The sequence below is a fragment of the Pseudomonas sp. RIT-562 genome (genome assembly GCF_026241895.1).
Classification (GTDB): Bacteria; Pseudomonadota; Gammaproteobacteria; order Pseudomonadales; family Pseudomonadaceae; genus Aquipseudomonas; species Aquipseudomonas mandelii_F.
The window spans coordinates 71,002-97,821 of sequence record NZ_JAPJIV010000016.1 but is presented as its reverse complement, the minus strand read 5'-3'; the positions used below and the strand labels follow the sequence as shown (position 1 = coordinate 97,821).

The following is a 26,820-nucleotide window of genomic DNA, read 5'->3' as shown; positions in this document are numbered from 1 at the left end:
CAGTCTATCAACTGACGACCCGCAGCGCTTTACCGCTGAAGTATCCCTGCGCGTTTTCGGTCAGTTGCCCGACGATGCGCTGGCGCGCCTCTCGACTGCCCCAGGCATTGTGCGGGGTGACGATCAGCCGAGGGATATCGTCGGCCAGTAATGGATTGCCTGCGGTCGGTGGCTCGACGCTCAGCACGTCGGTGGCGGCGCCGCCCAGATGGCCGCTGCGCAAAGCGTCGGCCAGTGCCTGCTCGTCGATCAAGCCACCACGGGCTGTGTTCACCACAAACGCGCCGGGTTTCATCGACGCCAGTTCCGCGGCGGCGATGAAATGGCGAGTGTGCTCGTTCAGCGGACAGTGCAGGGTCAGCGCGTCGATTTGCGGCAGCAACTCAGCCAGCGGCAGACGATCCGGCCGGGCAGGGCGCCCCGGGATCTGGCCCAGCAGCACGCGCATGCCGAATGCCTCTGCTAGCCGGGCCACCGCGCCACCCAGTTCGCCATGTCCGAGCAACCCAAGGGTTTTGCCCTCCAGCTCGGTAATTGGATAGTCCAGCAGGCAGAACTGTTTCGCTTGCTGCCAGCGACCTTCGCCCACGGCTTTCTGGTAGTCGGCCAGGCGCGTTGCCAGGTTCAACAGCAACATGATGGTATGTTGCGCCACCGAAGGCGTGCCGTAGCCCTGGCAGTTGCAGACGGTGACGCCATGGGCGCGGGCGGCGGCCAGATCAATGTTGTTGGTGCCGGTGGCGGTGATCAGGATCAGCTTCAGCTGCGGGCTCGCCGCGATGGCCGCAGCGTCGATCAGGATTTTGTTGCTGATAGCGACGGTGGCACCCTTGAGGCGCTCGATCACCTGGTCCGGCGCGGTCTGGGCGAACAGTTGCAAGTCGCTGAAACAGTCGCGCAACGGTGTCAGGTCGAGGTCGCCGAGGTCCAGGGAAGGGTGGTCGAGGAAAACTGCGCGGTGAGTGTTCGTCATCAACTGTACCTTTTGTGCATTGATCTGAAGGCGTAATCTGCCGAGCCTAACAGATGAAACAATCAGTTACTCATCGCGGGGCTGGCATCCAACTCACAAGATTTCGCCAGGCCTGCCACAAAGGATTTTCACATGTACTGGACAGAGTTCTTGACCGTCGCCCTCATCCACCTGCTTGCCGTGGCCAGTCCCGGGCCGGACTTTGCGGTAGTGGTGCGCGAAAGCGTGACCCACGGTCGTCGCGCTGGCACATGGACCGCGCTGGGGGTCGGCTCGGCAATCTTTCTACACGTGGGTTATTCGCTGCTGGGCATCGGGCTGATCGTGTCGCAGTCGATTGTGCTGTTCAACGCCTTGAAATGGGCGGCTGCGGCTTATCTGCTGTACATCGGCTTCAAGGCGCTGCGCTCGCAACCGGCTAAACCGGTAACCGATGACCTGCACCAGGAAGCCGGCGAGCGCACCGCCCGTGGCGCCTTTACTTCGGGCTTTGTCACCAATGGCTTGAACCCCAAGGCCACGCTGTTCTTCCTATCGCTGTTTACCGTGGTGATCAATCCGCACACGCCTTTGTCGGTGCAGGCCGGCTACGGAGTTTATCTGGCGGTGGCAACGGCGATCTGGTTCTGCCTGGTTGCGATGTTGTTCAGCCAGCAGCGAGTGCGCGCCGGATTTGCGCGCATGGGCCACTGGTTCGACCGGACCATGGGCGCGGTGCTGATTGCCATCGGGGTGAAACTGGCGTTTACCGAAATGCATTGAGGCAGTTGGAACCCTATCCAACGCAAGCCCCCTGTAGGAGCGAGCCCGCTCCTACAAGGTCAAGACGCCTGGCGGCGGCGGACGTAATCCAGAAAGCCGTCCATGTCACTGCTGCACAGAATGCGCGATGCAGTCTTCACCTCTTCCATCGGCCAATCCCACCAGGCCGACGCCAGCAGTTCCTGGCGCACGTCTTCTTCGAAGCGCCAGCGAATGTGTCGGCTCGGGTTGCCGCCCACGATTGAGTAGGGCTCGACGTCGCGGGTCACTACTGCCCCCGCCGCGACGACCGCACCGTGACCGATGGTAACGCCCGACAGGATCAGCACATTGGCGCAGATCCAGCAGTCGCTGCCGATCACCACATCACCCTTGGTTGGACTGCAGCCGGGAATGTCCCGGGCTTCGTCGATCATCAACGGGAACGGGTAGGTGCTGACCCAGTCGGTGCGATGCCCGCCACCGAGCAGAATTTGCACACCTTCGGCGATCGAGGTGTACGAGCCGACCTTGAGGATCGTATCGTCGCCAAACTCCATGACTTCGGGAATGCCGTAGGTGCCCACGCCTATTTCATAGCGGGGGTAACGCAGGCGGATTTTTTCCGGAGCCCGCTGCAGTTTTTCCAGGCGCTTGAGATGTTTTCGGGTTTTTCGTTCTTTGAGTTTTTCGAGGAATTTCATGACAGGGCCTGGAGAAACGGGAAGGGCGCGTTCAGCGATGCAGCATCAGCCGTTTCAAACGACGGAAGCTGGTTCGGTTCAAGTGACGCCAGGGAATGGAGCGCAACAGCTTCCAGGCCTCTTTCTTGTCTTCGACTACCGCGTACTTGAGGGCCTTGTTCACCAATTGGGTGCGAGCGCTCTGGTACGCGGGATGGCTCAGGTACGGCGCGATGGCTTCAAGGTCTGCCTGTAGCAGGACCTTGTACTTTCTCGACAGGTTGTTGGGGTGACGCCGATAGCGGGTCACGCACACCGGCAGCTCGTGCACCTCGTAACCCAGGCGGGCGATGCGCAGGGTCATCTGGAAATCCTGGACCCGCAGGCTCGGCGCGTAGAACCCCGCACTGCGCATGGCGCTCATGCGGTACAGCGCGACCGGGGCACCGATCACCACGGCGCCGCTGAGCACCTTGTCGAAGTCGTACGTGCGGATCTCCTCGCGTTGTTGCTGCTTGATGGTATTGCCGTCGCTGTCCATGTAGATGATCAGCGCGCCAACGCAACCGACTTGCGGATGCTGTTCGAGGTAGTCCACACGGATGCGCACCGACTCCGGCAACATGACGTCGTCCAAGTCCGGCGTCGAAACATAGTCGCCCTTGGCATGACGCAAGCCGTGGTTGAGTGCGGCACTGACGCCCTGATTCGCCTGGGTATACAGCTGGAAGTCGTGGGTTTGCTGCAATTGCCTGAGCATCGCGACGCTGTTGTCGCTGGAGCCATCGTCGACAATGATGACTTCAAAATTCGGGTAGTCCTGGGCAAAGATGCTTTTGATTGCCTCTTCCAGGTATTTCTCCGCGTTGTAGCAGGGCGCCACGATGGAGACCAGGGGCGCTTGTTTGCTGGAGCAATCCAGAGGGGTGGGCACTTCAGTGTTCATCGTTGTCATTGTGTCGATAAAGATACATAGGCTCGCACGAAACCTGCATTGGCATCCATTACAAGTTGACCTGCACCGGCTATCAAAGCAGCTGTCAGAGTGCGCGGATAGTGGCTCAAGGCTATCAATCGGCCGGTAAGAGAAATCATTCCTTTGGCTGATTTGATGCCCGGGCCGGCGGATTAGAGTGCTGTTTTTCAGCCACGACCGTGCAGTCAGGAAAAGGGATTCTTATGTTGCAGACTCGCGTTATCCCCCCAGCCGAAGGCGCTTACCAATATCCGCTGCTGATAAAACGCTTGTTGATGTCGGGTGCCCGGTACGAGAAAACCCGCGAGATCGTCTATCGCGATCAATTGCGCTACAGCTACCCGACCCTGATCGAGCGCGTGGCACGGCTCGCCAACGTACTGACTGCCGCCGGCGTCAAGCCCGGGGATACCGTGGCGGTGATGGACTGGGACAGTCATCGCTACCTGGAATGCATGTTCGCCATCCCGATGATCGGCGCGGTGATTCACACCATCAACGTGCGCCTGTCCCCGGAACAGATCCTCTACACCATGAATCACGCCGAGGACCGTTTTGTATTGGTCAACAGCGAGTTCGTGGGCCTCTACAATGCAATTGCCGGGCACCTGACGACGGTCGAGAAGACCTTGCTGCTGACCGACCTGCCGGAAAAAACCGCTGACTTGCCCAATCTCGTGGGGGAATACGAGCAACTGCTGTCGGCCGCGAGCCCGCAGTACGACTTCCAGGACTTCGACGAAAACTCGGTCGCCACCACCTTCTACACCACCGGCACCACCGGCAATCCCAAGGGTGTGTACTTCACCCATCGGCAACTGGTGCTGCACACCATGGGCGTGTCGACCATCATGGGCGCCATCGACAGCGTGCGCCTGCTGGGCACCAATGATGTGTACATGCCGATCACCCCGATGTTCCACGTGCATGCCTGGGGCTTGCCGTACGTGGCAACCATGCTCGGGCTCAAGCAGGTTTATCCCGGTCGCTACGACCCTGAATTTCTGGTGGAGCTGTGGCGCAAGGAGAAGGTCACCTTTTCTCACTGCGTACCGACCATCCTGCAGATGGTGCTCAATTCCAAGGCTGCGCAGAATACCGATTTTGGCGGCTGGAAGATCGTCATCGGCGGCAGTGCCCTGAACCGCGCCCTTTATGAAGCCGCCAAGGCCAAGGGCATTCAGTTGACCGCGGCCTACGGCATGTCGGAAACCGGACCGCTGGTGTCCTGCGCTCACCTCAACGACGAGCTGATGGCCGGCAGCGAAGACGAGCGCACCACCTACCGCATCAAGGCCGGTGTTCCAGGCCCGCTGGTGGAGGCGGCGATCGTCGACTCCGAGGGCAATTTCCTCCCGGCAGATGGCGAGACCCAGGGCGAACTGGTGCTGCGCGCGCCATGGCTCACCGAAGGCTATTTCAATGAACCGCAGAAGGGCGCCGAGCTGTGGGCGGGCGGCTGGCTGCATACCGGTGACGTGGCAACCCTGGACACCATGGGCGTGATCGATATTCGCGACCGCATCAAGGACGTGATCAAGACCGGCGGCGAGTGGATTTCCTCCCTGGACCTCGAAGACCTGATCAGTCGTCATGCGGCGGTACGCGAAGTAGCAGTGGTGGGCATCGCCGATCCGCAGTGGGGCGAGCGTCCGTTTGCCTTGCTGGTGATCCGCGAGGGCCACGTAATTGGGGCCAAGGAACTCAAGGAGCATCTCAAGCCGTTCGTGGAACTGGGGCACCTGAGCAAGTGGGCCATCCCGAGCCAGATCGCGCTTGTTACCGAAATTCCCAAGACCAGCGTCGGCAAGCTCGACAAGAAAAAAATCCGCCTCGACATCACCGAGTGGCAGGCCAACAACAGCACCTTCCTCTCGACGCTTTGAGCAATCCTGGCGTGCCCGAAATGGCACGCCAGCCCCACCAAGCAAGCGCTTGGCTTGTGAAATCTGAATTTTCAGCCATTCTTCCGGTGCCGACAGTTGTCGGACTGGCGAAAGGACTGTTCCAGAGTGGCTGGCAGCTGCAAATCACACTTTAGAGGGATCAAGCTCTACTACCTGCTGGCTATAGTCCGTTCAAGGATTTTTAAGAACGCAGCAAACGCACAAATGGGGCGATGCACATTGGATTGAATTCGGAACGCCCTGGCTTCCGGTCATCCACAACGTTTTTAAAAGTACTCACTGCCATAACAATAATGCACATGGAGTAGCGTCGATGACATCAGTAAACCAGTTCTGGCGCCGGGCGAAATTGCCATTGGCGGTCAGTCTTGCTTCTACGCTCGCCGGGCCCGCATTCGGCGTCAGTTTCAACGTTGGTGAAATTGAAGGTCAGTTCGACTCTTCTCTCTCCCTGGGCATGAGCGTTTCCACCCAGTCGCCGAACAAGAACCTGATCGGGGTCAACAACGGCGGTCACGGGCTGTCCCAGACCTCCGATGACGGTCACCTGAACTTCAAGAGCGGCCAGGCCTTCTCGAAGATCTTCAAGGGTATCCATGACCTTGAATTGAAATATGGCGACACCGGTGTGTTCGTGCGGGGCAAATACTGGTACGACTTCGCATTGCAAAACGAAGACCTCGAATTCAAGAACGTGAGCAACGACAACCGCAAGGAGGGCGCCAAGTCCTCCGGCGGCCAGATCCTCGACGCCTTCGTCTACCACAACTACTCCATCGCCGATCAGCCGGGCTCGGTACGTCTGGGCAAGCAAGTAGTGAGCTGGGGCGAAAGTACCTTCATCGGCGGCGGCATCAACTCGATCAACCCGATCGACGTGTCCGCATTCCGTCGTCCAGGTGCCGAGATCAAGGAAGGCCTGATTCCGGTCAACATGTTCTACGTCTCCCAGAGCCTCACCGAGAATCTCTCGGCCGAAGCGTTCTACCAGCTGGAATGGGACCAGACTGTTGTCGACAACTGCGGCACGTTCTTCTCCCAGCCGGACATCGTTGCCGATGGCTGTGACAGCAACCTGCGCGTATTGAACAAACGCTCGACTATTCCGGCCATTGCCTTGGGCCCGTTGGCCGGTGCTGGCGTAGACGTCAACGAGGAAGGCGTTCTGGTGCGTCGCGGCCCTGACCGCGATGCCCGTGACAGCGGCCAGTGGGGCGCGTCCCTGAAGTACATGTTCGATCCGCTGGACACCGAGTTCGGTGCCTACTTCATGAACTACCACAGCCGTGCGCCGATCTTCAGCGCCACGGGTGCACCGCAGTCGGTGTACAACACTGCCGCCGGCCTGCCGGGTCCGTTCGCTGCACTGGCGCCTTTGCTGGTGGCGGGCAACTCGCAGTACTTCATCGAATACCCGGAAGATATCCGCCTGTACGGCCTGAGCTTCTCCACCACCCTGCCTACCGGCACGGCGTGGAGCGGTGAGATCAGCTACCGTCCAAACGCGCCGGTGCAGCTCAACTCCACCGACATCCTGTTCGCCGGCGTTCGTCCGTTGGGCGGCGCCCTGGGCAATGCTTCGCTGCTGACTGGCGTTCCGGGCCAGGACCTGCACGGTTATCGTCGCAAGGAAATCACCCAGTTCCAGACCACCCTGACGCACTTCTTCGATCAAGTCATGGGCGCCAGCCGTCTGACCCTGGTCGGTGAAGTGGGCGTGACTCACGTCGGCGGCCTGGAAAGCTCTTCTGACGTACGCTACGGCCGCGATCCGGTCTACGGTCCAGGTGAACTGCCGCCGACTGGCCCAGCCGGCACCGACACCTGCGCCAACATCCTCAACGCCAGCACCATCAACGGTGCCGGTGCTGGTTCGCCGCAGAACAACCGCAGTCGTAATTGCACCAACGAAGGCTTCACCACGGCTACCTCGTGGGGCTATCGCGGTCGTGCGATCTGGGAATACAACGACGTATTCGCCGGTGTAAACCTCAAGCCGAACGTAGCCTGGTCCCATGACGTGAGCGGTTACTCGCCAGGTCCTGGCGGCAACTTCGAGGAAGGTCGCAAAGCGGTCAGCCTGGGCGTCGATGCCGAGTACCAGAACACCTACACCGCGAGCCTGGCCTACACCAACTTCTTTGACGGCAAGTACACCACTGTGGACGATCGCGACTTTGTTGCGCTCAGCGTCGGCGTGAACTTCTAAGCACAGTATTTTCAGGACGAACACACATATGAAAATAACAAAGAGTCTGTTCCAAGCCGGTGTTCTGGGACTTTCGTTGCTGGCAACCAGCGTCATGGCGGCGGTTCCCGCTGCCGAAGCAGACAAGCTGGGCAAAAGCCTGACGCCGATGGGCGCCGAGATGGCGGGCAATGCCGACGGGTCGATTCCGGCCTGGAAACCCATGGCCAAAAATGCGGGCACCGTGGACAGCAAGGGCTTCCTGTCCGACCCGTACGCCGGTGAAAAACCGCTGTTCACCATCACTGCGCAGAACGTCGATCAGTACAAGGAAAAGCTTGCTCCGGGCCAGTACGCGATGTTCAAGCGTTACCCGGAATCCTTCAAGATGCCGGTCTACCCGTCCCACCGCGGTGCCACCGTGCCGGATGAGGTGTTCGCCTCCATCAAGAAAAACGCGGTCAACACCAAACTGGTGTCCGGTGGTAACGGGCTGGAAAACTTCGAGACTGCCGTCCCGTTCCCTATCCCGAAAACCGGTGTAGAGGTTATCTGGAACCACATCACACGCTATCGCGGTGGCAGCGTGACTCGCCTGGTAACCCAGGCCACGCCACAGCCAAACGGCTCGTTCAGCCTGGTGTACTTCCAGGACCAGTTCGTGTTCCGCGACAAGATGAAGGACTACGATCCGGCGAACCCGGGCAACATCCTGTTCTACTTCAAGCAGAAAGTGACCGCGCCGGCACGTCTGGCTGGTGGTGTGCTGCTGGTTCATGAAACCCTCGACCAGGTCAAGGAACCGCGCTCGGCGTGGGTCTACAACGCCGGTCAGCGCCGGGTACGTCGTGCTCCGCAAGTATCGTATGACGGGCCGGGTACTGCTGCCGATGGCCTGCGTACCTCCGACAACCTGGACATGTACAACGGTGCGCCGGATCGCTACGACTGGAAACTCGAAGGCAAGAAAGAGATGTACATTGCCTCCGACAGCTACAAGCTCGACGATCCGAAACTCAAGTATGCCGACATCATCAAGGCCGGCCACATCAACCAGGACCTGGCCCGCTACGAGCTGCGCCGTGTGTGGCATGTGGTTGCAACCCTGAAGGAAGGCCAGCGCCATATCTACGCCAAGCGTGACTTCTACATCGACGAAGACACCTGGCAGGCTGCGGTGATCGACCACTACGACGGTCGTAACCAACTGTGGCGCGTTGCCGAAGCCCATGCCGAGAACTACTACGACAAGCAAGTACCGTGGTATGCCCTGGAAACCCTGTATGACCTGCAATCGGGTCGTTACCTGGCGCTGGGCATGAAAAACGAAGAGAAGTCGGCGTATGACTTCGGCTTCACTGCCACCACCAGCGATTTCACCCCGGCTGCGCTGCGCCAGGATGGTGTTCGCTAAGCTGCACTGAGCAGAGGCCGCACCCTCTGGAAAAACGCCCCGACTGGTTCGGGGCGTTTTTTTTTGCGGGTCGTCCGGTTCCGTGTAGCCGTCCGCTGTAGTCTTTTTGTAGCCATTTGTAGCAACAACCTTCATTACCTCTTCGTTTACCGCTAGTCTGCGGACATCTGCAACGCCGCCACCCGCCATCAAACAAGAGCCGGCCATGACTGATCTGTCCCCCATCCCGGGCCCTGCAAGCGTTGCCGTCGCGGCATTGGACGGACGTTTCTTTCGGCCTCCGCTGCCTGATGGCCATGTACTACGGCCGCGCCTGTGCGAGCGGCTCAGTGCCGGGCTGGGGGGCAGGCTGCTGCTGGTCAGCGCTCCGGCGGGGTTTGGCAAGAGTTCGCTGGCGGTGGAGTTCTGCCAGGGCTTGCCGGCGCACTGGCAGAGTCTGTGGCTGGGCCTGAGCCCGCGTGACAGCGACCCGGGGAGGTTTCTGGAGCGGCTGCTCGAAGGCCTGCAGGATTTTTATCCCAAGCTTGGTAACCAGTCCCTTGGCCTGCTGAAAATGCGTCAGCGTCATCAGCCGTTTGCCTTTGAAGAGTGGCTGGACGGCTTGCTCGATGAGCTGTCGGTGCACTTGCTGCCAACGGCTCCACTATTGCTGGTGCTCGATGACTACCACCTGGCCCAGGGCCCGGTGCTCGACCGTTGCCTGCAATTTTTCCTCAACCACCTGCCCGACGGCCTGCTGGTGATGGTCACCAGTCGCCAGCGTCCGGACTGGCATTTGGCCCGCCTGCGCTTGTCCCGGCAATTGCTCGAACTGCATGAGCAGGACTTGCGCCTGACTCACGACGAAGCCCTGACCCTGCTGGATCGCCACAGCACCTCGCTGCGCGGCGAAGCCCTGGAAAACCTGATCCAGCGCAGCGAAGGCTGGGTCGCTGGCCTGCGGTTCTGGCTGCTGGCCGCCTCCGAGGCGGGTGGTGACGGTGCATTGCCACAGTCCCTGCACGGTGGGGAAGGGCTGATCCGCGATTACCTGCTGGAAGAAGTCATCGATTGCCTGCCCGTCGAGGTGCAGGCATTTCTCTACGACACCGCGCCCCAGGAACGCTTTTGCAGCGAGCTGTGCGACGCCGTTCGCGAGGCTCACGATAGCGCTGAAATCCTGCGCTACCTGCTGGCTCATCAGGTGTTTCTGGTACCGCTGGACGAACAGGGTCACTGGTACCGTTATCACCATCTGTTTTCCGATCTGCTGCGCACTCGCCCGACCGCCCAGGCCATCGTACCGGCGGCGAGCCTGCACTTGCGTGCGTGTCGCTGGTTCAACGCCCAGGGATTGCTCGATGAAGCGGTGGAGCAGGCATTGCGCGCCGGCCACCTGGACGTCGCGGCGAACCTGGTCCAGAACCTTTCTGAGGAACAGCTGCTGGCCGAGCAGAACGTCGGCATGTTGCTGCGCTGGAAGATGGACTTGCCCGACAGCCTGTTGATCAGCACTCCGCGCTTGATCGTGCTGTACAGCTGGGCCCTGGGGCTGGCTTGCCAATTGGACGCCGCCGAGGAGCTGGCCAGCCATCTGAGTCGCTTCCTGCCGGCACCGTCGGCCACCGCGCAAAAATCCATGCTGGCGCAGTGGCTGGCCCTGAGCGGGATCATCGCCCGCGGGCGCGGCAATCGCGAATTGACCCTGCTGTATTGCACCGAAGCCCTGGAGAGCTTGCCGTCCAAGCGTTACGGCCAGCGCCTGATGTGCCTGTCGACCCTGTCCAACCTGGCCATCGCCGACGGCGACCTGTGGCGCGCCCGCGGTTTGAACCGCGACTCCCTGGAGTTGGCGCAGCGGGTCGGTAATCCATTGTTCGAGGCGCTGGCGCACTACGACCGTGCCCGAGTGCTCCAGGCGCGCGGGGAAATCCTGCGCGCGCTGGATGAAGTGCGTCAGGGCCTGCAGCGCCTGCAGGGGCTGTCCCCGCAACGACTGTATGCCGTGCGCGCGCGTCTGACGTTATACGAAGGGTTTCTGTTGGCCATGCGCCTGCAGCCACAGGCCGCGCGCGGTCGGCTGCAGGCCGGCCTGAACGAAGCACGCGCCTGTCGCGATATCAGCGTATTGATCGGCCATTGCGTGATCGCCAGGCTCGAAGGCAGCAGCGGCGAATTTGCCAAAGCCTTCGCCGAACTCGCCGAAGCCGAGCGCCTGATGCATATCTGGGATGTGCCGCCGATTTATTACCTGGCAATGATCACCCTGGTCAAATGCGAATTGTGGCTGGCCCAGGGCCGCACCGACCTGGCCGAAGCCTGGCTGGCGCGCCTGAGCCAGACCTACAACGGCGAACACCCCGCCGCGCCGCCGGAGTTTCATCCGCAACTGCCATTGCATATCGAACTGCAGCAAGCTTTGCTGGAGGTCATTCAAGGCCAGCCGATGCTGGCGGAAGGGCGGCTGAATGCGCTGCTGCAAAACGGCCAGCAAACCGGGCGCCAGATGCTCAGCGTGATGGCGCTGACCCAGAAGACCGAACTGCTACTGGCCAGCAACCGCGAACCTGAAGCCCGGCAAGCCGTCACCCAGGCCCTTGAGGCGGCCAGCGGCGGCGTCCTGCAGCCTTTCGACGGCTTGCTGAGCAAACACCCGGCCTGGTTGCGCGAACAGCTTCAGGTTAATGCCCGGACTTCAGCGTCCTTCACCCTCGCCGAGCACCTGCCCGCCATAGCCCCGCGCATTGCCTCGGAAGCCTCCCACACCTGCGAGCAACTGAGTGCCCGTGAACTGGCCGTCCTGAAACTGATTGCCCAAGGCTGCTCGAATCAGGAGATCAGCGATCAACTGTTCATTTCCCTGCATACGGTGAAGACCCACGCCAGCCACATCAACAGCAAGCTGGGGGTAGAGCGCAGGACCCAGGCGGTGGCGCGGGCGAAGGAGTTGGGGGTGTTGGGGTGAGTGTTCGGCAGCATGCGTAATATGACCCAACGCCCCCAACCAACGCGTCTCACCTAGCCCATCGCACGCCACTGCCGTGGACTTTTCAATCCCGATCCCGTGATTTCGCGACTTCCAGGGTCATGAGATAACGCTTTGAGCATATGCGGCAGAGATATTTTATTGGAGGTAATCGCAGACTTGTTCCGCCAGAATAGGCCATCCATTCTTCCAGGAACCACCATGGACGCCGCCAAACCCAAGCTGATCCGCGAAACCTTCCCCGTCGGGCCGTTGCAGTGCAACTGCACGATCATCGGCGATCCGATCACGAAAAAGGCCATCGTCGTCGATCCGGGTGGCAATCATGAGCTGATCCTGGCGCGTCTCGACGCGCTCGGGCTCAAGGTGGTGAGCATCATCCATACCCACGCTCACCTGGATCACTTCCTGGCTTCCGGGCAGATGAAAGAGAAAACCGGGGCGACCCTGCACCTGCACAAGGAAGACCAGTTCCTTTGGGATAACCTGGAGATGCAGTGCCAGATGTTCGGCGTGCCTTACACGCCAGTGCCTTCGCCGGACCGCTGGTTGGCCGACGATGAGGAACTGGCCTGCGGTTGTGGCGTAGCCTTGCACACACCTGGTCATACTCCCGGCTCCATGAGTTTCTGGTTTGCCGAGGCCAAGCTGTTGATTGCCGGCGACACCTTGTTTCGGCGCGGGGTAGGGCGCACGGATTTGTGGGGTGGGGATCAGGCAACTATCGTACGGTCGATCAAGCAGCGCCTGTATACCCTCGATGAAGAGGCGACCGTAGTGACCGGGCATGGCCCGGACACACGCCTTGGCGATGAGATGCGCGAGAACCCGTTTGTGCGTGCATGATGTCTGCCCGACGGAATTTTTATCGCGCAAAATGATCCAACGCCGGCAAAGGTTCAATGCTTAAGTCCGTTGCACCACAGAATGCAAAAAGTAGGAGCTCTTCATGTTCACCACGCCTCGTCTGATTATTGCCGCTACTGCCATCGCCGTGCTGTCTGGCTGTGCCTCGCCTAACCCGTATGACAACCAGGGTCAGGCCGACAGCGGCTCCCAGGGTATGAGCAAAACCGCCAAGTACGGCGGGCTCGGTGCTCTGGCCGGTGCGCTGGCGGGTGCCGCCATTGACCACAACAACCGTGGCAAAGGCGCGCTGATTGGCGCCGCTGTGGTCGGTGCTTCCGCCGCCGGTTACGGCTACTACGCCGACCAGCAGGAGAAAAAGCTGCGCGCCAGCATGGCCAACACGGGCGTGGAAGTGCAGCGCCAAGGCGATCAGATCAAGCTGATCATGCCGGGCAACATCACGTTCGCTACCGATTCGGCGAACATCGCTTCGAGCTTCTATCAGCCGTTGAACAACCTGGCGGGCTCGTTGAAGGAGTTCAACCAGAACCAGATCGAAATCGTCGGCTATACCGACAGCACCGGCAGCCGCCAGCACAACATGGACCTGTCCCAGCGTCGCGCGCAGAGCGTGGCGACTTACCTGACGTCCCAGGGCGTCAGCGGTGCCAACCTGACGGCCCGTGGTGCGGGTCCGGATAACCCGGTTGCCAGCAACGCTGACGTCAATGGCCGCGCGCAGAACCGTCGGGTTGAGGTCAACCTTAAGGCGATTCCCGGTCAGCAGTATGGTGGGCAGCAGCAGGGTAGTGTTCAGCAATATCCGTAAGCGTTTGGGTGAACCCCTGGTGTGAAAATAACCCGCCCGATCCTTAACTGATCGGGCGGGTTTTTTTGTGGACTCTGTCCTGGCCTCATCGCGAGCGGGCTCACTCCTACAGGGGGGGAGCGCGCTTCTAAACTGTAGGAGTGAGCCTGCTCGCGATGGGGCCAGGTCAGGCAGCAAAAGGCTTGACCATAAAAAAGCCCCCGGACAATCACTCATCCGGGGGCTTTTGCAGGTCGCGCGAAACCTAATTACTTCTTCAGGCCGTAATGCTCATCGAGCATGCCCGGCGCGTTCGGGGCTTTTGGTGCGTAGTCGCGCGGCGGCTCCTGGTTGCGCGGCGGCGTCAGGCGCTCACGGGGCGGCTGGGCGGCGTCGGCATGCAGTGCGGCCAGCAAGCGTTGGCGCGTCTGCTCATCCAGGGCAAGACGGTTGGCGCCATCGGCGAGATGATCCTGCACCTCCTGGTAACTCTGGGTCATTTTCTTGACCAGGGTCGCCGTGCTGTTGAAGTGGGTGACCACCTCATTCTGATAACTGTCGAAACGTTCCTGAATATCATCCAGCTGACGTTGCGTGCTGTTAGGCGCGGCATTCGGCACCAGGCGAGCGATCAGGAAACCAATGGCGACACCCACAACCAGGGCAAGAGTCGGCAACAACCAAACTAAGAGCGAGTGTTCCACGAGTCCTTCCTCTATAAACGGCTTTGCTTTACGTTAACGGCTCGAACCTGCGCTGTATACCGCGATTCACTCGCAGATAGATTGGCACAGACAATTTGCTAGACGAGTCGACCCGATTCGAGGTCACGGAGTTCCTTCCTTGCTTATGCGCGAAACCCCTGTAGTGATTGATGGCCCAGTCGGTGAACTGGAAAGTTTGTACCTGGATAATGAGCAGTCGCGCGGTATTGCGCTGATCTGCCATCCTAACCCGGTCCAGGGCGGCACCATGCTCAACAAGGTGGTCTCGACCCTGCAGCGCACGGCTCGCGACGCCGGTCTGGTGACCCTGCGCTTCAATTACCGTGGAGTAGGTGCCAGTTCAGGCTCCCACGATATGGGCACCGGCGAAGTCGATGACGCCCAGGCCGCAGCTGCCTGGCTGCGGGCGAAACATCCTGATTTACCATTGACGCTGTTCGGTTTCTCCTTCGGCGGTTTTGTTGCAGCAAGTCTCGGCGGTCGCCTGGAAGCCCAAGGCGAGCAGCTCAAGCATTTGTTCATGGTGGCACCGGCCGTCATGCGCCTGAGTGATCAGGATCAGCTACCGCAGCAGGGCGAGCTGACCCTGATTCAGCCGGAAACCGACGAAGTCATCGATCCGCAGCTGGTCTACGACTGGTCCGACAAACTCGATCGCCCCCATGAGCTGCTGAAAGTGGCAGAATGCGGACACTTTTTTCATGGCAAGCTGACTGATCTCAAGGATCTGATCCTGCCGCGTCTCTCGAACTGATTGCAGTCTGACAAGCGATTACCCATGACGACTCGTACCCGTATCCTCACCGGCATCACCACCACCGGCACGCCGCACCTGGGCAACTACGCCGGCGCCATCCGTCCGGCGATCCTGGCCAGCCGTGACAGCAATACCGACTCGTTCTACTTCCTGGCCGACTACCACGCCCTGATCAAATGCGATGACCCGCTGCGCATCCAGCGCTCGCGTCTGGAAATCGCCGCGACCTGGCTGGCCGGTGGCCTGGATGTCGAGCGCGTGACCTTCTATCGCCAGTCCGACATTCCGGAAATCCCGGAGCTGACCTGGCTGCTGACCTGCGTCGCCGCCAAGGGCCTGCTCAACCGTGCGCATGCCTACAAGGCCTCGGTGGACAAGAACGTCGAAACCGGCGAAGACCCGGATGCCGGCATCACCATGGGCTTGTACAGCTACCCGGTGCTGATGGCCGCGGACATCCTGATGTTTAACGCGCACAAGGTGCCGGTCGGCCGCGACCAGATACAACACGTGGAAATGGCCCGGGATATCGGCCAGCGTTTTAACCACCTGTTCGGCCAGGGCAAGGAGTTTTTCACCATGCCCGAGGCGCTGATCGAAGAAAGCGTCGCCACGCTGCCCGGCCTCGACGGTCGCAAGATGTCGAAGAGCTACGACAACACTATCCCGTTGTTCAGCAGCGCCAAAGACATGAAAGACGCGATTTCGCGGATCGTCACCGACTCCCGTGCACCGGGCGAAGCGAAAGACCCGGACAACTCACACCTGTTCACCCTGTTCCAGGCGTTCGCAACGCCGGCGCAGGCGGACGAATTCCGCAGCGAACTGCTGCAGGGCCTGGGTTGGGGCGAGGCGAAGAACCGCCTGTTCCAGCTGCTGGACAGCGAGCTGGGCGAATCCCGCGAGCGTTACCACCAGCTGATCGAGCGTCCGGCAGATCTGGAAGACATCTTGCAGATCGGCGCCAAAAAGGCCCGCGCCGTGGCCACTCCGTTCCTTAACGAGTTGCGCGAAGCCGTCGGCCTGCGGTCGTTCGTCGCCCAGACGCAAGTGGCTGCCTCCACCAAAAAGAAAGCTGCCAAGGCCGCGCGCTTCGTCAGCTTCCGCGAAGATGACGGCAGCTTCCGCTTCCGCCTGCTGGCGGCCGATGGCGAGCAATTGCTGCTGTCGCGTAACTTTGCCGATGGCAAAACTGCAGGCCAGGTGACCAAGCAGCTGCAGGCGGGCCAGGCTCTGGACGTGCGCAGCGAAGACCTGAGCTTCAGCGTGTGGCTGGAAGGCGAGTGCGTTGCCGACAGCGCCACGTTCGCTGACAGCGCCGCTCGCGACGCTGGCATAGACGCACTGCGGATCGCACTGACCCCGGTTCAGGAATAAATCAACGGCTCGGTCCGACCAAGGGCTGATTGCCATTCCCACGGGCCGTCGCTACAGTGACGGCCCGTTTTTGTTGCCTTGCTAACGAATTATGACGCCCCTAGAACGATATCAAGCTGATCTGAAACGCCCGGAATTCTTCCATGATGCCGCGCAGGAAACTGCCGTGCGCCATTTGCAGCGCCTGTACGACGATCTGGTGGCGGCCTCGCAGAACAAACCGGGTTTCCTCGGTAAACTGTTCGGCAAGAAAGACCAGGCGCCGATCAAGGGCCTGTACTTCTGGGGCGGCGTGGGTCGCGGCAAGACTTACCTGGTCGACACCTTCTTCGAAGCGCTGCCGTTCAAGGAAAAGACTCGCACCCACTTCCACCGCTTCATGAAGCGCGTGCACGAAGAAATGAAGACCCTGGGCGGTGAAAAGAACCCGCTGACCATCATCGCCAAGCGTTTCTCCGATGAGTCTCGGGTGATCTGCTTCGATGAGTTCTTCGTCTCCGACATCACCGACGCCATGATCCTCGGCACCCTGATGGAAGAGCTGTTCAAGAACGGCGTGACCCTGGTTGCGACCTCGAACATCGTGCCAGATGGTTTGTACAAGGACGGCCTGCAGCGTGCACGCTTCCTGCCGGCCATCGCGCTGATCAAGCAGAACACCGAGATCGTCAACGTCGACAGCGGCGTCGATTATCGCCTGCGCCACCTTGAGCAAGCAGAGCTGTTCCATTTTCCGCTGGACGAAGCGTCCCACGAAAGCCTGCGCAAGAGCTTCCGCGCCCTGACGCCGGAATGCACCGCAGCGGTCGAGAACGACGTGCTGATCATCGAAAACCGCGAAATCCGCGCCCTGCGTACTTGCGACGACGTGGCCTGGTTCGACTTCCGCGAGCTCTGCGACGGCCCGCGCAGCCAGAACGACTACATCGAACTGGGCAAGATCTTCCACGCGGTCCTGCTGAGCGGAGTTGAGCAGATGAGCGTCACCACCGACGACATCGCCCGGCGCTTCATCAACATGGTCGACGAATTCTACGACCGCAACGTGAAGCTGATCATCTCGGCAGAAGTCGAGCTGAAAGATCTCTACACCGGCGGTCGCCTGAACTTCGAATTCCAGCGCACGCTGAGTCGTTTGCTGGAGATGCAGTCGCACGAATTCCTGTCGCGGGCGCATAAGCCGTAGGCAATTCGAAATCATTAAAAAGGGCCTGCATATGCAGGCCCTTTTTTCTTTCCACAGAAGCGCAAATACTGATGCATCAGCCCTCGTCGAGGAAAGACTGCAGTTCTTCTAGACGTTGGCAGCCAATTAGCAGCCACAGCAGTATCCTGGCTTTGCGTGGACATAGAAAACCTGCCATCAATGCGCCTCTGCGGATCAGATCCATCTCGCTGCCAATAAAACCATATGAGGCTTGAGCCGTTGGTCCTGAACCGGTGCGAGTAGCGATGATTACCGGAATTTTTGTCGCGATCTTTGCAATTGCTTCTGCCCAATGCTCCGAGACATGTCCCGCCCCGAACCCAGCGATCACAAGGCCGTCGTAGCCCAGCTCCACGATCTTCTCCAGCACCAGGGTGTCAGCCGACAAGGTACTTTCCAGTAGGGCAACCTGTTGTGTTGTCTGTTGCGGGAGGGGAAGCAACTGTCGCTTGATTGGCCCGTGGAAATAGCGAACCTGTCCCTCCAGAAGAATGCCTGTGGGCCCAACCATGGGAGATGTAAATGCATGCAACGCCAATGAATCGGATTTGCGCACGACGCTCGCGTGGTGAACCTGTCCGTTAATCACCACTTGAACGCCGCGGCATCGACTCGATTGCGACAGGGCAACCCGGCAAGCATCCAGAAGATTAGCTGGGCCATCGGCTCCCGCCTGATTTGCCGAGCGCATGGCTCCGGTGAGGATCAGAGGCGCCTCGTGGCTCCACAAGTGATGAAAAAATGCCGCTGTCTCTTCAAGGGTGTCCGTACCTTGCGTGATGACAACAGCCGTAGCACCGTTCTCTACCTGATCGTTCGCCCAGCAGAGAACCCTTAGCAAAAAATCGAAACTCAATGAAGCGCTCGGATGCAGTCCAGGTGTTTCAACGTTGATCCTGGCGAGAGTTTTCAGTTCTGGTACAGCGTCCAACAAAGTGTCACCGCTGATGGTCGGGATGACTCCTTCACCGAAATTCCTGGGTTGCATGCTCACCGTGCCGCCTAAAGCCGCAATGGCCAGTGTGGGCAGATCCATGTAATACCTCGCGTAAGATGACCAGGGCAGGCTGCAATCATCGTTACAGCCCGCCCGCAGGTTGTATTAAACAGACAAGAACCAACCGATAAACGGAATGATCAGCAAAGTACTGATAGCCATGGACAGGACGTTTCCAATGTAAGGGTGCATGTCCTTAGGAATTCGCCTGGCTATTGCGCATGCTAGTGGCGGAGCGATGAGTGCACCCAGCACTGCGCTAATTGCAATTACATGCCAGCTGCCGCCGTATGTCAGAACGGCCGCTGGGACGACCGAAACCAACGGGACATAGGTGGGGTACCAGCCGAGCAACTTCCATTGCCTGCGCCAGATCACCACACCGATCGCTGACGTCAGCGCCTGTGCTCCGATCAGGTGTGGTAACAAGCCCGAACCGTAGGCGGGGCTTAAGGGGTTCAACGTAAAGGCGAGTAGTGCGCCCACCAAAAGACCCACGCTTGCCCATTCGTTGCCGAAAAATGGCGCTTCCGAAAAATCAGCCAATACCCGACGTAGACCCCAGATTATTCCGTAGTCAGGTGTTTTGGGTTTTAAGGGAACGACTGTGTTGCTGGATTGATTTCCGGGTGGCCCCGATGATTCAGTCTTGACCAGGCCGGGGATGTACCGACACAGGAGGAACGCCGCGACGCTGGCAACCGCCATTCCAGAGACATTACCAATGACCGCAGGCAAGTTCATTGGAATGCACACGTAGTTCACGATGAGCAAACACATGGGAGTTACAAGCGTGGCCCCCATTACGGCGCCATTGATCGTGACCTTCCACCCACCTCCAAACATCAGCACCATTGCTGCCGGCAGTGAAACGAAGGCGGCAAATGTTGGTTGCCAGCTGGTCGCTGTTACCGTCCAGCCCCACAGCAGGTTGCTCAGCAACAAGCCAAGTAGAGAGCTTGTGACTAACCACGGCCACAGCCCGGTGCCGTATGAGATGGCAAAACCTTGCCATGATTTCCCAGTGCGATTAGCCCAGTAAGCCAGATATGCTCCGGCTAACAGTCCCAAGGAGGCGAACTCGTGCTTGTAGAATGCTACCTCACTGATATCTCCCACGATCCAGCGCAGCCATGCCGCCAGGTCAGGGAGATTCGACACCATATGGTTGTAGTCAGGCCAAAGCATTGACCATGACGAGCGGTAGGTAAATGTAAGCCAGGGAATAAGCAATCCAGTGGCTAGCACTAGCACGATAATCGACGTATCGAGTTTCGTGCGGTCGAGCGGGTCCAGCCGATCGGTATCGGATTTCATGATTGAATTCCTCGGTCAGCGTGGGAGGGGAGGGTGCTGGGTGTATCCGAGCATCTGATCGAAGAGATCGGTCCGGCGATCGCGATGTAGATCGTTCAAGTTGTTCCAGATCGGAGCACTGCGAGAACTGGTCAGGTCGATATCGGCAAACAAAATTTCCTGTTTATCTGCTGACGCCACTTCCCCAATAGGCCATCCATTAGTGCCTGCAATCAGTGAGCAGCCCAGGTAACGAGCGCCTCGTTCTTCGCCGATCCGACTGGCAGCGGCAATGAATACGTTGTTGACGTGAGCGGCGGTCATCGTCAAGTACGATGCCATGCATTTGCCGGCACAATCGAACAATGGTGGAGGTGTCCATACCCAATTGTTCAAGCTGCAAATGATGTCCGCGCCTTGTTGACTAAGAATGCGCGGCACTTCGGGAAACCAGATATCCCAGCAGATCAACAACCCGATTCGACCGATCGGCGTATCGAACACCGGAAAGCCTGTATCGCCCGGGGTGAACCAAAGCTTTTCGAGGTTCCACAAGTGGGCTTTTCGGTATTTGCCAATGAACCCATCCGGGCCCACCAGTACACCGGTGTTGAAGAGCTGCATACCATCTCGCTCGGTCAACCCAGCAATCAGATACACCTTGTGCTCGATGGCAAAATCCATCCAGCTTTGGACGCTTGGTCCCGAGGGAACCGCCTCTGAATGTTCGAAGGCGTCTTTCCGGTTGCTGAAGAAGTAACCTGTGTTGGAAAGCTCCGGCAGGACTATGAGGTTCGCACCACCACTGACTGCCTCCAAAGCCAATTCCAGGCTGCGGCACAGATTTCCCTCACGATTTTCCATGCCGACTTGTGGATCGAATTGCACGACTGCTACACGGACAGGACTGACTGACTTGCTCATGACGACCTCGTTTTTATTTTTCTTCAACCCGTTTAATTGCGCATGCATTAGGCGTTGAAGATCCAAGATCGAGAAAGTCAGCCGTTTCCTTTTTGGTTGTAGTCCAAATCCCAAGATGGCGAAAAGCAAGCTAATGCAAAGGGGCTATATTGGAATTCGATACGAGGAAATTTACTCAGGTTTTTAGTTTGTATTCAGGATATTCCGCCATCGTAAAACCTCCGTTGAAGGTGGCTCCCGTTTTGTTGCAGATATGAATGACGGCATCGACGGCACCGCGAAAGCAGGGTTCGGTCCAGCCCGCGTCTACCGAAAAAGACTCTCCCGAAAAGTACAAACCGGAAATATGGGCGTAGTCCCTGTTATATTTCATCAGGCTGACCGCGTCGTAATAGGTACCTGGCCTATACAATTTTGCACACCCTAAGGCGTTTTTGTCGGTCATCCAGCGTTGCACGACGGCTTGATCCATGCCGATGTAAGGTGAGATCCGCTCTCGAATGTTTTCGGAGTTCATGAGTATTCGGTCGAGCTCTTTGACGCATTTTTTGACCAGTTCCTTGTCCGTAAATAAAGCCAGCTTGGTTGCATCGTCTTCCCACGTGTAGCTTAAAAGAATGCAGTCGTAGCTATAGTTTTTATTATAGCGATAGGTGTATACATCGTGAATGAAACTATCAGTGACGATCGTTTGTGGGATTTTTTTATTTTTGTTCAGAAAAGATTTCTTCAGGGGCGCAAAGACTTTGCAGCTGGTTTCCCAATGAGCCGTTTTATAAGCGTTTATTGTTTCGAACGGAAGCATTTCCTGAGTGAAGTTTTCCAGCGTTATTCGAGTCTCGATCAGCCAGGAAGGGAGGGTCATGACAACTGAGTCGTAGTCGGCAAATTGCTCCTCAGCTTGATCTGGATCGCTGTCATTCCAGTTGTAAAAGACTCGCACTTTACCGTCATCGAGTTTTTGAAGCTTCGTTACCGGCGAGTCGGTTAAAAAGGCATCTCTTCTCTCCAATGCATGCTCGTAATAAGACGTCCCGGTTGTGTCTGTCTCCATGAACAACATACATTCGTCTAAAGCAGCGAGCCCGATGTATCTTGGTTTGTCAAACGCTAAGCCCCGTGAGTCGTAAACTGCTGCACTACTGAGGTGAGGGGATTCGACGGGGTCGCCAGTTGAATCGACTCGCCCGTGGATCAATTGCAGCTGGCTGCTGAATCCAAAAATCGCAGTGCGCAGCGGGTAAAGAGAGCAGACATCGTAGAAGGCGCCCCAGCTTCCGTCACCAATTCCGATGGCATAGAAAATCGCGGACTCATCCGCTGTCATGCCCATACCGCCGAAATTTCCGGGAGAGTTTTCTTCCCAGGCATTGATGGCGGGCATGGTAACCAAGTCGCGAAACGAAGTGCTTTCATATTTCTGGACGATGGCAGCCCACATCTGCTCCCATTTTTGGGTAGCATACTCCTCCGAAATGTGGAGGCTCATTCGGTCGGCGAAGGCTCTCCATTTGGCGTATACACGTTGGAGCTCTTCTCCTGGGGGCGGAGTGAGGCCGTCTTCATTCTTCCATATCAGCATATGTGGTAGCGATCGGCCGCCCACACTGCCTTCTCGAAGATATATGCCCGTAGACGCCACCCATGGACTGCCTGGGTTTGCAAAGTCTGAAATACTCAGTCCGAATTCACTCGCGTAGTAAGCCATCAACGAGCGGCCATCTTTCGGTGGCTCCCCTGCGCGGTTGAAGAAAGGCATCCGCATGGCGCCCATTTCGAAAGGGGTGTGACTCTTTGGAGAGCTTAGGCTGCCGGACACAGTCAAGTGTCTGCCTCCTATTCGTTTGGACTGCTCGATGAGGGTTACATTATTAAAGCCGCAGCGGTATAGCTCGCGCGCAGCAGTGAGCCCAGTTATGCCAGCACCAATTATGCAAATTTTATGATCTGAATTCGTTGCTCGAGCGATACCATTAGCTTGTTCCACCAAAGAGCGGTAGTCGAAGCATAAGTCAGGAGGGTTAGGAAAACGGCCGTGCCATTTGTTTTGAACTGAGCGCTTTGTTCGAGGCGCGCTCTCTGCGATTTCTGAGGGGTAGTTGTAGCTGGAACCGATGGTCATCTGTTTATCTTCCCTGATGCGTTGTAGTAGATTTGCTCGGGAAGTATGTTTGATCTTTTAGTGTCTCGCTGCAGTAGTAAAATACAACTGCAAGGTGAAGTGTTTTCCTATATTTATGTAGGAAGAATGTTAGCAGCGGACCATGAACTTGCATGGATGGGCTTGGCCGTGAATACAACGATTCGGTTTATCTCGTAAAACAAAATCATCGTTCATCGCGAGCAGGCGCACCCATATTGGATTTCAAGATTGGATTGGAGGTTGGCTAATACATCAAGCAGCCTGCTGAAACTGCTGCCGATACTGATTCGGCGACAGCTCCGTATGCTGGCGAAACAGCCGCGCAAAGAAGCTCGCATCGTCGTAACCCACCTCATAGCTGATGGTCTTGATGCTCTTGCGACTGCCGGACAGCAGGCCCTTGGCGGTTTCGATGCGCAGGCGCTGCAGGTAATGCAGGGGTTTGTCGCCGGTGGCGGTCTGGAAGCGGCGCATGAAGTTGCGGATGCTCATGCCGTGTTCGCGGGCGACGTCTTCGAAGCGGAATTTGTCGGCGAAGTGTTCTTCGAGCCAGTGCTGGATCTGCAGGATGATCACGTCCTGATGCAGTTTTTGTCCGCCGAAGCCGATGCGGCCGGGGGAGTAGCTGCGCTGCACTTCATAAAGGATGTCACGGGCCACGGCTTGTGACACGTTGGCGCCGCAGAAGCGCTCGATCAGGTAGATATACAGGTCGCAGGCGGATGTGGTGCCGCCGGCGCAATACAGGTTGTCGGCGTCGGTCAGGTGTTTGTCCTGATTGAGCTGCACCTTGGGGAAGCGTTCGGCGAAGGCATTGAAGAAGCGCCAGTAAGTGGTGGCTTCCTTGCCGTCGAGCAGCCCGGCTTCGGCGAGCCAGAACACGCCGGTCGCTTCGCCGCACAGCACAGCACCGCGGGCATGTTGCTGGCGCAGCCATGGCAGGACTTGCGGATAGCGTTGGCAAAGGGTTTCGAAGTCGTCCCAGAACGCTGGCAGGACGATGATGTCGGCGTTTTCCAGGCCGCCATCCACCGGCATGATCACATCACTGAAGCTGTTCACTGGCTTGCCATCCGGGCTGACCAGGCGAGTCTCGAAGGCCGGCACGAGGCCGTGGCCCAGCTGTTTGCCGTAGCGCAGGCTGGCAAGGTGGAAGAAATCCTTGGCTTGCATGAGAGTGGAAGCGAAAACCCGATCGATAGCCAGGATGCTGACGCGCCGTAACGGCGTGGAGACTTGGTTGGACATAATTCAACTTTATTTTTATAAGGGAAAGTGGTCACCAGACGGCTGGATCGTCTTATTTTTTGTCTGATGTGTCCAGTGTCCTGTATCGGAGGCGAGGCATAGTCTCTGGAGGCCACTCCCTCCAACAATAACGACAGGTGCCGCATGATCCCCAGAACCTTGTTCAGTTCCGAGCACGAACTCTTTCGCGACAGCGTTCGAACGTTCCTCGAAAAGGAGGCGGTGCCGTTCCATGGGCAATGGGAGAAACAGGGCTACATCGACCGTAAGCTCTGGAACAAGGCGGGGGAGGCGGGGATGCTGTGCTCCCATCTTCCGGAAGAATATGGCGGGCTCGGGGCGGATTTTCTGTATAGCGCGGTGGTGATCGAAGAGGTTGGCCGACTCGGCCTGACCGGCATTGGTTTTTCTCTCCATTCGGACATTGTTGCGCCATACATCCTGCATTACGGCAGCGAGGCGCTGAAGCATAAATACCTGCCAAAACTGGTCTCTGGCGAGATGGTCACCGCGATTGCCATGACCGAGCCGGGTGCCGGTTCCGACTTGCAGGGGGTCAAGACCACTGCGGTACTGGATGGCGACGAGTATGTGATCAACGGCTCCAAGACCTTCATTACCAATGGCTTTCTGGCCGACCTGGTGATCGTCGTGGCCAAGACCGACCCGAAGGCCGGCGCGAAGGGCACCAGCCTGTTCCTGGTGGAGGCCGATACGCCGGGCTTCGACAAGGGCAAGCGCCTGGAGAAAGTCGGCATGAAGGCGCAGGACACTTCGGAGTTGTTTTTCCAGGACGTGCGGGTACCCAAGGAAAATCTTCTGGGGCAGGCGGGGATGGGCTTTGCTTACCTGATGCAGGAGTTGCCACAGGAGCGGCTCACCGTGGCTATCGGTGGCCTGGCATCGGCCGAGGCGGCGCTGCAGTGGACGCTCGATTACACCCGTGAGCGCAAGGCGTTCGGCAAGGCGATTGCGGACTTCCAGAATACCCGGTTCAAGCTCGCGGAAATGGCCACTGAAATTCAGATTGGCCGGGTCTTCGTCGATCGTTGCCTGGAGCTGCACTTGCAGGGCAAGCTGGATGTGCCGACGGCGGCGATGGCCAAGTATTGGGGGACTGACCTGCAATGCAAGGTGCTCGACGAGTGCGTGCAGTTGCATGGCGGCTACGGATTCATGTGGGAATACCCGGTGGCGCGCGCGTGGGCGGATGCGCGGGTGCAGCGGATTTATGCGGGGACCAATGAGATCATGAAGGAGATTATTGCGCGGTCGCTTTGATCTACGGCGCCTGTTAAATCGCCATCGCGAGCAGGCTCACTCCTACAGGGGAACGCATTCCAGCTGTAGAAGTGAGCCTGCTCGCGATGGCTTTTTATCGGGCGATCAAGGTGCCGGATTCGGATGATCCTTGTGAATCGCCTCAATCCCCTCAAGCACTTCATCCGACAGCTTCAGCTCGAAGCTGGCAATGTTGCTCTCCAACTGCTCCAGGGTCGTGGCGCCAATGATGTTGCTGGTGACGAACGGCTGCTGGTTGACGAACGCCAGCGCCATTTGCGCCGGGTCCAGGCCATGTTCGCGGGCCAGGGCCACATAACGGCTGCAGGCCGCTTCCGACTGTGGGTTGAAATAGCGGCTGAAGCGGCTGTACAGGCTCAGGCGGCCTTTTGGCGGGCGGGCGCCGCCTTCGTACTTGCCTGACAGGAAACCGAACGCCAGAGGCGAGTAGGCGAGCAGGCCGCATTGTTCGCGGATGGCGATTTCCGCCAGGCCGACCTCGAAACTGCGGTTGAGCAGGTTGTAAGGGTTCTGGATCGACACCGCGCGCGGCCAGCCACGGGCTTCGGCCAGTGCCAGAAAGCGCATGGTGCCCCACGGCGTTTCATTCGACAGGCCGATATGGCGGATCTTGCCGGCCCGGACTTGCTCGTCCAGTGCTTCCAAGGTGTCCTCAAGTGGCGTCAGGTTGGCTTCCGTCTGGTGTTTGTAGCCAAGCTGGCCGAAGAAATTGGTACTGCGTTCCGGCCAGTGCAACTGGTACAGATCGATATAGTCGGTTTGCAGGCGCTTGAGGCTCGCGTCCACGGCTGCGGTGATGTGCTGGCGGTTGTGGCGCAGGTTCTTGTCGCGGATATAGTCGATGGTGTTGCCGGGGCCGGCGATCTTGCTGGCGAGGATCCAGTCGGCGCGATCGCCGCGGCTTTTGAAGTAGTTGCCGATGTAGCGCTCGGTGGTCGCGTAGGTTTCGGCCTTGGGCGGCACCGGGTACATTTCTGCGGTGTCGATGAAATTGATCCCGGCTTCCTTGGCCCGTTCGATCTGCGCGAAGGCTTCAGCTTCAGTGTTTTGCTCGCCCCAGGTCATGGTTCCGAGGCAGATGGCACTCACGTTCAGGTTGGTCCGGCCTAGCTGTCGATAGTCCATCGGGTGCTCCTTGGGCAAAACAATCATAAAAGCAGGTTGAAATATTTTTCGCAATCTGCATAATTGCGCACCTCTTTCTGCAGTGGAAGTGATGCGCCGCCGCCGAAGAATCTTGCCGTTGAACGGACGCGCCGACCCGAGCCCCCGAAAGCGTCTGTATCCGGCTGCCTTTGACTTGTCAAAGTACGCACTATTCAGTAAGATCCGCCGTCTAA

21 protein-coding genes are annotated in these 26,820 nt (G+C 58.5%); 11 read left to right on the top strand and 10 right to left on the bottom strand.

Annotated features, from left to right (window positions below; all coding sequences use genetic code 11):
• Nucleotides 1-7: 7 nt before the first annotated feature.
• Nucleotides 8-973 (bottom strand): 2-hydroxyacid dehydrogenase, encoded by a 966-nt coding sequence (locus ORL50_RS19310; RefSeq protein ID WP_266017275.1) that lies wholly within the window; start codon nt 971-973, stop codon nt 8-10.
• A gap of 132 nt (nt 974-1,105) precedes the next feature.
• Here ORL50_RS19310 and ORL50_RS19305 point away from each other — a divergent pair, with 132 nt between their 5' ends.
• A complete protein-coding gene (locus ORL50_RS19305) occupies nt 1,106-1,735 on the top strand; it encodes a LysE family translocator (RefSeq protein ID WP_266017274.1) in 630 nt (209 codons plus the stop codon).
• A 59-nt stretch (nt 1,736-1,794) separates the two neighbouring features.
• Here ORL50_RS19305 and ORL50_RS19300 read toward each other — a convergent pair whose 3' ends face one another.
• Together ORL50_RS19300 and ORL50_RS19295 are read right to left on the bottom strand one after the other, a co-directional pair.
• Nucleotides 1,795-2,418, bottom strand: a complete 624-nt coding sequence (locus ORL50_RS19300) for a CatB-related O-acetyltransferase (RefSeq protein ID WP_266017273.1) — start codon at nt 2,416-2,418, stop codon at nt 1,795-1,797.
• Nucleotides 2,419-2,449: 31 nt separating this feature from the next.
• Nucleotides 2,450-3,343, bottom strand: a complete 894-nt coding sequence (locus ORL50_RS19295; protein WP_266017272.1) for a glycosyltransferase family 2 protein — start codon at nt 3,341-3,343, stop codon at nt 2,450-2,452.
• 233 nt (nt 3,344-3,576) lie between these two features.
• Between ORL50_RS19295 and ORL50_RS19290 the strand changes: the two genes are divergently transcribed.
• The 6 genes from ORL50_RS19290 to ORL50_RS19265 all read left to right on the top strand — a co-directional run bounded on the left by ORL50_RS19290 (nt 3,577) and on the right by ORL50_RS19265 (nt 13,525).
• Nucleotides 3,577-5,259, top strand: coding sequence for a fatty acid--CoA ligase (locus ORL50_RS19290; RefSeq protein ID WP_266017270.1), 1,683 nt, complete (start codon nt 3,577-3,579; stop codon nt 5,257-5,259).
• A 334-nt stretch (nt 5,260-5,593) separates the two neighbouring features.
• Nucleotides 5,594-7,489: a DUF1302 domain-containing protein gene (locus ORL50_RS19285; RefSeq protein WP_266017269.1), complete on the top strand. Its 1,896-nt coding sequence runs from the start codon at nt 5,594-5,596 to the stop codon at nt 7,487-7,489.
• A 28-nt stretch (nt 7,490-7,517) separates the two neighbouring features.
• Nucleotides 7,518-8,882, top strand: a complete 1,365-nt coding sequence (locus ORL50_RS19280; RefSeq protein ID WP_266017268.1) for a DUF1329 domain-containing protein — start codon at nt 7,518-7,520, stop codon at nt 8,880-8,882.
• 205 nt (nt 8,883-9,087) lie between these two features.
• Nucleotides 9,088-11,826, top strand: a complete 2,739-nt coding sequence (locus tag ORL50_RS19275) for a winged helix-turn-helix domain-containing protein (RefSeq protein WP_266017267.1) — start codon at nt 9,088-9,090, stop codon at nt 11,824-11,826.
• Between the two features lie 222 nt (nt 11,827-12,048).
• Entirely contained in the window at nt 12,049-12,693 is a 645-nt protein-coding gene (locus ORL50_RS19270) for an MBL fold metallo-hydrolase (RefSeq protein WP_266017265.1), read from the top strand.
• Between the two features lie 103 nt (nt 12,694-12,796).
• Complete coding sequence (locus ORL50_RS19265) at nt 12,797-13,525, top strand: YiaD family glycine zipper/OmpA-like lipoprotein (protein WP_266017264.1); 729 nt, start codon at nt 12,797-12,799, stop codon at nt 13,523-13,525.
• A 248-nt stretch (nt 13,526-13,773) separates the two neighbouring features.
• Here the strand turns inward: ORL50_RS19265 and ORL50_RS19260 are convergent, their stop codons facing one another.
• Nucleotides 13,774-14,208 (bottom strand): Z-ring associated ZapG family protein, encoded by a 435-nt coding sequence (locus tag ORL50_RS19260; RefSeq protein ID WP_247292077.1) that lies wholly within the window; start codon nt 14,206-14,208, stop codon nt 13,774-13,776.
• Between the two features lie 145 nt (nt 14,209-14,353).
• On the opposite strand from ORL50_RS19260, the gene ORL50_RS19255 reads away from it, so the two are divergent.
• The 3 genes from ORL50_RS19255 (at nt 14,354) to zapE (ending at nt 17,549) form a co-directional block, all read left to right on the top strand.
• Nucleotides 14,354-14,983 carry an alpha/beta hydrolase gene (locus tag ORL50_RS19255; protein WP_266017263.1) on the top strand — a complete coding sequence of 210 codons (630 nt, stop codon included), beginning with the start codon at nt 14,354-14,356 and terminating at the stop codon, nt 14,981-14,983.
• Nucleotides 14,984-15,007: 24 nt separating this feature from the next.
• Nucleotides 15,008-16,363: a tryptophan--tRNA ligase gene (locus tag ORL50_RS19250; protein ID WP_266017262.1), complete on the top strand. Its 1,356-nt coding sequence runs from the start codon at nt 15,008-15,010 to the stop codon at nt 16,361-16,363.
• 91 nt (nt 16,364-16,454) lie between these two features.
• A complete protein-coding gene (gene zapE, locus ORL50_RS19245; protein ID WP_266017260.1) occupies nt 16,455-17,549 on the top strand; it encodes a cell division protein ZapE in 1,095 nt (364 codons plus the stop codon).
• A 76-nt stretch (nt 17,550-17,625) separates the two neighbouring features.
• On the opposite strand, the gene ORL50_RS19240 is transcribed toward zapE, so the two are convergent.
• The 5 genes from ORL50_RS19240 to ORL50_RS19220 form a co-directional block, all read right to left on the bottom strand.
• On the bottom strand, nt 17,626-18,606 hold the full coding sequence (locus tag ORL50_RS19240; protein ID WP_266017259.1) for an asparaginase: 981 nt from the start codon (nt 18,604-18,606) through the stop codon (nt 17,626-17,628).
• A 66-nt stretch (nt 18,607-18,672) separates the two neighbouring features.
• The gene (locus ORL50_RS19235; protein WP_266017258.1) at nt 18,673-19,884 is read right to left on the bottom strand and encodes a hypothetical protein; all 1,212 of its coding nucleotides are present in this window, start codon (nt 19,882-19,884) and stop codon (nt 18,673-18,675) included.
• Between the two features lie 15 nt (nt 19,885-19,899).
• Nucleotides 19,900-20,787, bottom strand: coding sequence for a nitrilase family protein (locus tag ORL50_RS19230; protein ID WP_266017257.1), 888 nt, complete (start codon nt 20,785-20,787; stop codon nt 19,900-19,902).
• A 175-nt stretch (nt 20,788-20,962) separates the two neighbouring features.
• The gene (locus ORL50_RS19225; RefSeq protein ID WP_266017256.1) at nt 20,963-22,909 is read right to left on the bottom strand and encodes a flavin monoamine oxidase family protein; all 1,947 of its coding nucleotides are present in this window, start codon (nt 22,907-22,909) and stop codon (nt 20,963-20,965) included.
• 273 nt (nt 22,910-23,182) lie between these two features.
• Entirely contained in the window at nt 23,183-24,103 is a 921-nt protein-coding gene (locus ORL50_RS19220; protein WP_247292157.1) for a GlxA family transcriptional regulator, read from the bottom strand.
• A 219-nt stretch (nt 24,104-24,322) separates the two neighbouring features.
• Between ORL50_RS19220 and ORL50_RS19215 the strand changes: the two genes are divergently transcribed.
• Nucleotides 24,323-25,459, top strand: coding sequence for an acyl-CoA dehydrogenase family protein (locus ORL50_RS19215; RefSeq protein ID WP_247292081.1), 1,137 nt, complete (start codon nt 24,323-24,325; stop codon nt 25,457-25,459).
• A gap of 105 nt (nt 25,460-25,564) precedes the next feature.
• Here the strand turns inward: ORL50_RS19215 and ORL50_RS19210 are convergent, their stop codons facing one another.
• Complete coding sequence (locus ORL50_RS19210; RefSeq protein ID WP_266017254.1) at nt 25,565-26,605, bottom strand: NADP(H)-dependent aldo-keto reductase; 1,041 nt, start codon at nt 26,603-26,605, stop codon at nt 25,565-25,567.
• Nucleotides 26,606-26,820: the final 215 nt, after the last annotated feature.

Excerpts from the sequence above, each read along its gene's own strand:
- ORL50_RS19280 (WP_266017268.1), top strand. The coding sequence starts at position 7,518 with ATGAAAATAACAAAGAGTCTGTTCCAAGCCGGTGTTCTGGGACTTTCG.
- ORL50_RS19310 (WP_266017275.1), bottom strand. The coding sequence starts at position 973 with ATGACGAACACTCACCGCGCAGTTTTCCTCGACCACCCTTCCCTGGAC.
- ORL50_RS19240 (WP_266017259.1), bottom strand. The coding sequence starts at position 18,606 with ATGGATCTGCCCACACTGGCCATTGCGGCTTTAGGCGGCACGGTGAGC.
- ORL50_RS19215 (WP_247292081.1), top strand. The coding sequence starts at position 24,323 with ATGATCCCCAGAACCTTGTTCAGTTCCGAGCACGAACTCTTTCGCGAC.
- ORL50_RS19230 (WP_266017257.1), bottom strand. The coding sequence starts at position 20,787 with ATGAGCAAGTCAGTCAGTCCTGTCCGTGTAGCAGTCGTGCAATTCGAT.
- zapE (WP_266017260.1), top strand. The coding sequence starts at position 16,455 with ATGACGCCCCTAGAACGATATCAAGCTGATCTGAAACGCCCGGAATTC.
- ORL50_RS19270 (WP_266017265.1), top strand. The coding sequence starts at position 12,049 with ATGGACGCCGCCAAACCCAAGCTGATCCGCGAAACCTTCCCCGTCGGG.
- ORL50_RS19290 (WP_266017270.1), top strand. The coding sequence starts at position 3,577 with ATGTTGCAGACTCGCGTTATCCCCCCAGCCGAAGGCGCTTACCAATAT.
- ORL50_RS19295 (WP_266017272.1), bottom strand. The coding sequence starts at position 3,343 with ATGAACACTGAAGTGCCCACCCCTCTGGATTGCTCCAGCAAACAAGCG.
- ORL50_RS19250 (WP_266017262.1), top strand. The coding sequence starts at position 15,008 with ATGACGACTCGTACCCGTATCCTCACCGGCATCACCACCACCGGCACG.
- ORL50_RS19255 (WP_266017263.1), top strand. The coding sequence starts at position 14,354 with ATGCGCGAAACCCCTGTAGTGATTGATGGCCCAGTCGGTGAACTGGAA.
- ORL50_RS19305 (WP_266017274.1), top strand. The coding sequence starts at position 1,106 with ATGTACTGGACAGAGTTCTTGACCGTCGCCCTCATCCACCTGCTTGCC.
- ORL50_RS19225 (WP_266017256.1), bottom strand. The coding sequence starts at position 22,909 with ATGACCATCGGTTCCAGCTACAACTACCCCTCAGAAATCGCAGAGAGC.
- ORL50_RS19275 (WP_266017267.1), top strand. The coding sequence starts at position 9,088 with ATGACTGATCTGTCCCCCATCCCGGGCCCTGCAAGCGTTGCCGTCGCG.
- ORL50_RS19220 (WP_247292157.1), bottom strand. The coding sequence starts at position 24,103 with ATGCAAGCCAAGGATTTCTTCCACCTTGCCAGCCTGCGCTACGGCAAA.
- ORL50_RS19235 (WP_266017258.1), bottom strand. The coding sequence starts at position 19,884 with ATGAAATCCGATACCGATCGGCTGGACCCGCTCGACCGCACGAAACTC.
- ORL50_RS19285 (WP_266017269.1), top strand. The coding sequence starts at position 5,594 with ATGACATCAGTAAACCAGTTCTGGCGCCGGGCGAAATTGCCATTGGCG.
- ORL50_RS19265 (WP_266017264.1), top strand. The coding sequence starts at position 12,797 with ATGTTCACCACGCCTCGTCTGATTATTGCCGCTACTGCCATCGCCGTG.
- ORL50_RS19210 (WP_266017254.1), bottom strand. The coding sequence starts at position 26,605 with ATGGACTATCGACAGCTAGGCCGGACCAACCTGAACGTGAGTGCCATC.
- ORL50_RS19300 (WP_266017273.1), bottom strand. The coding sequence starts at position 2,418 with ATGAAATTCCTCGAAAAACTCAAAGAACGAAAAACCCGAAAACATCTC.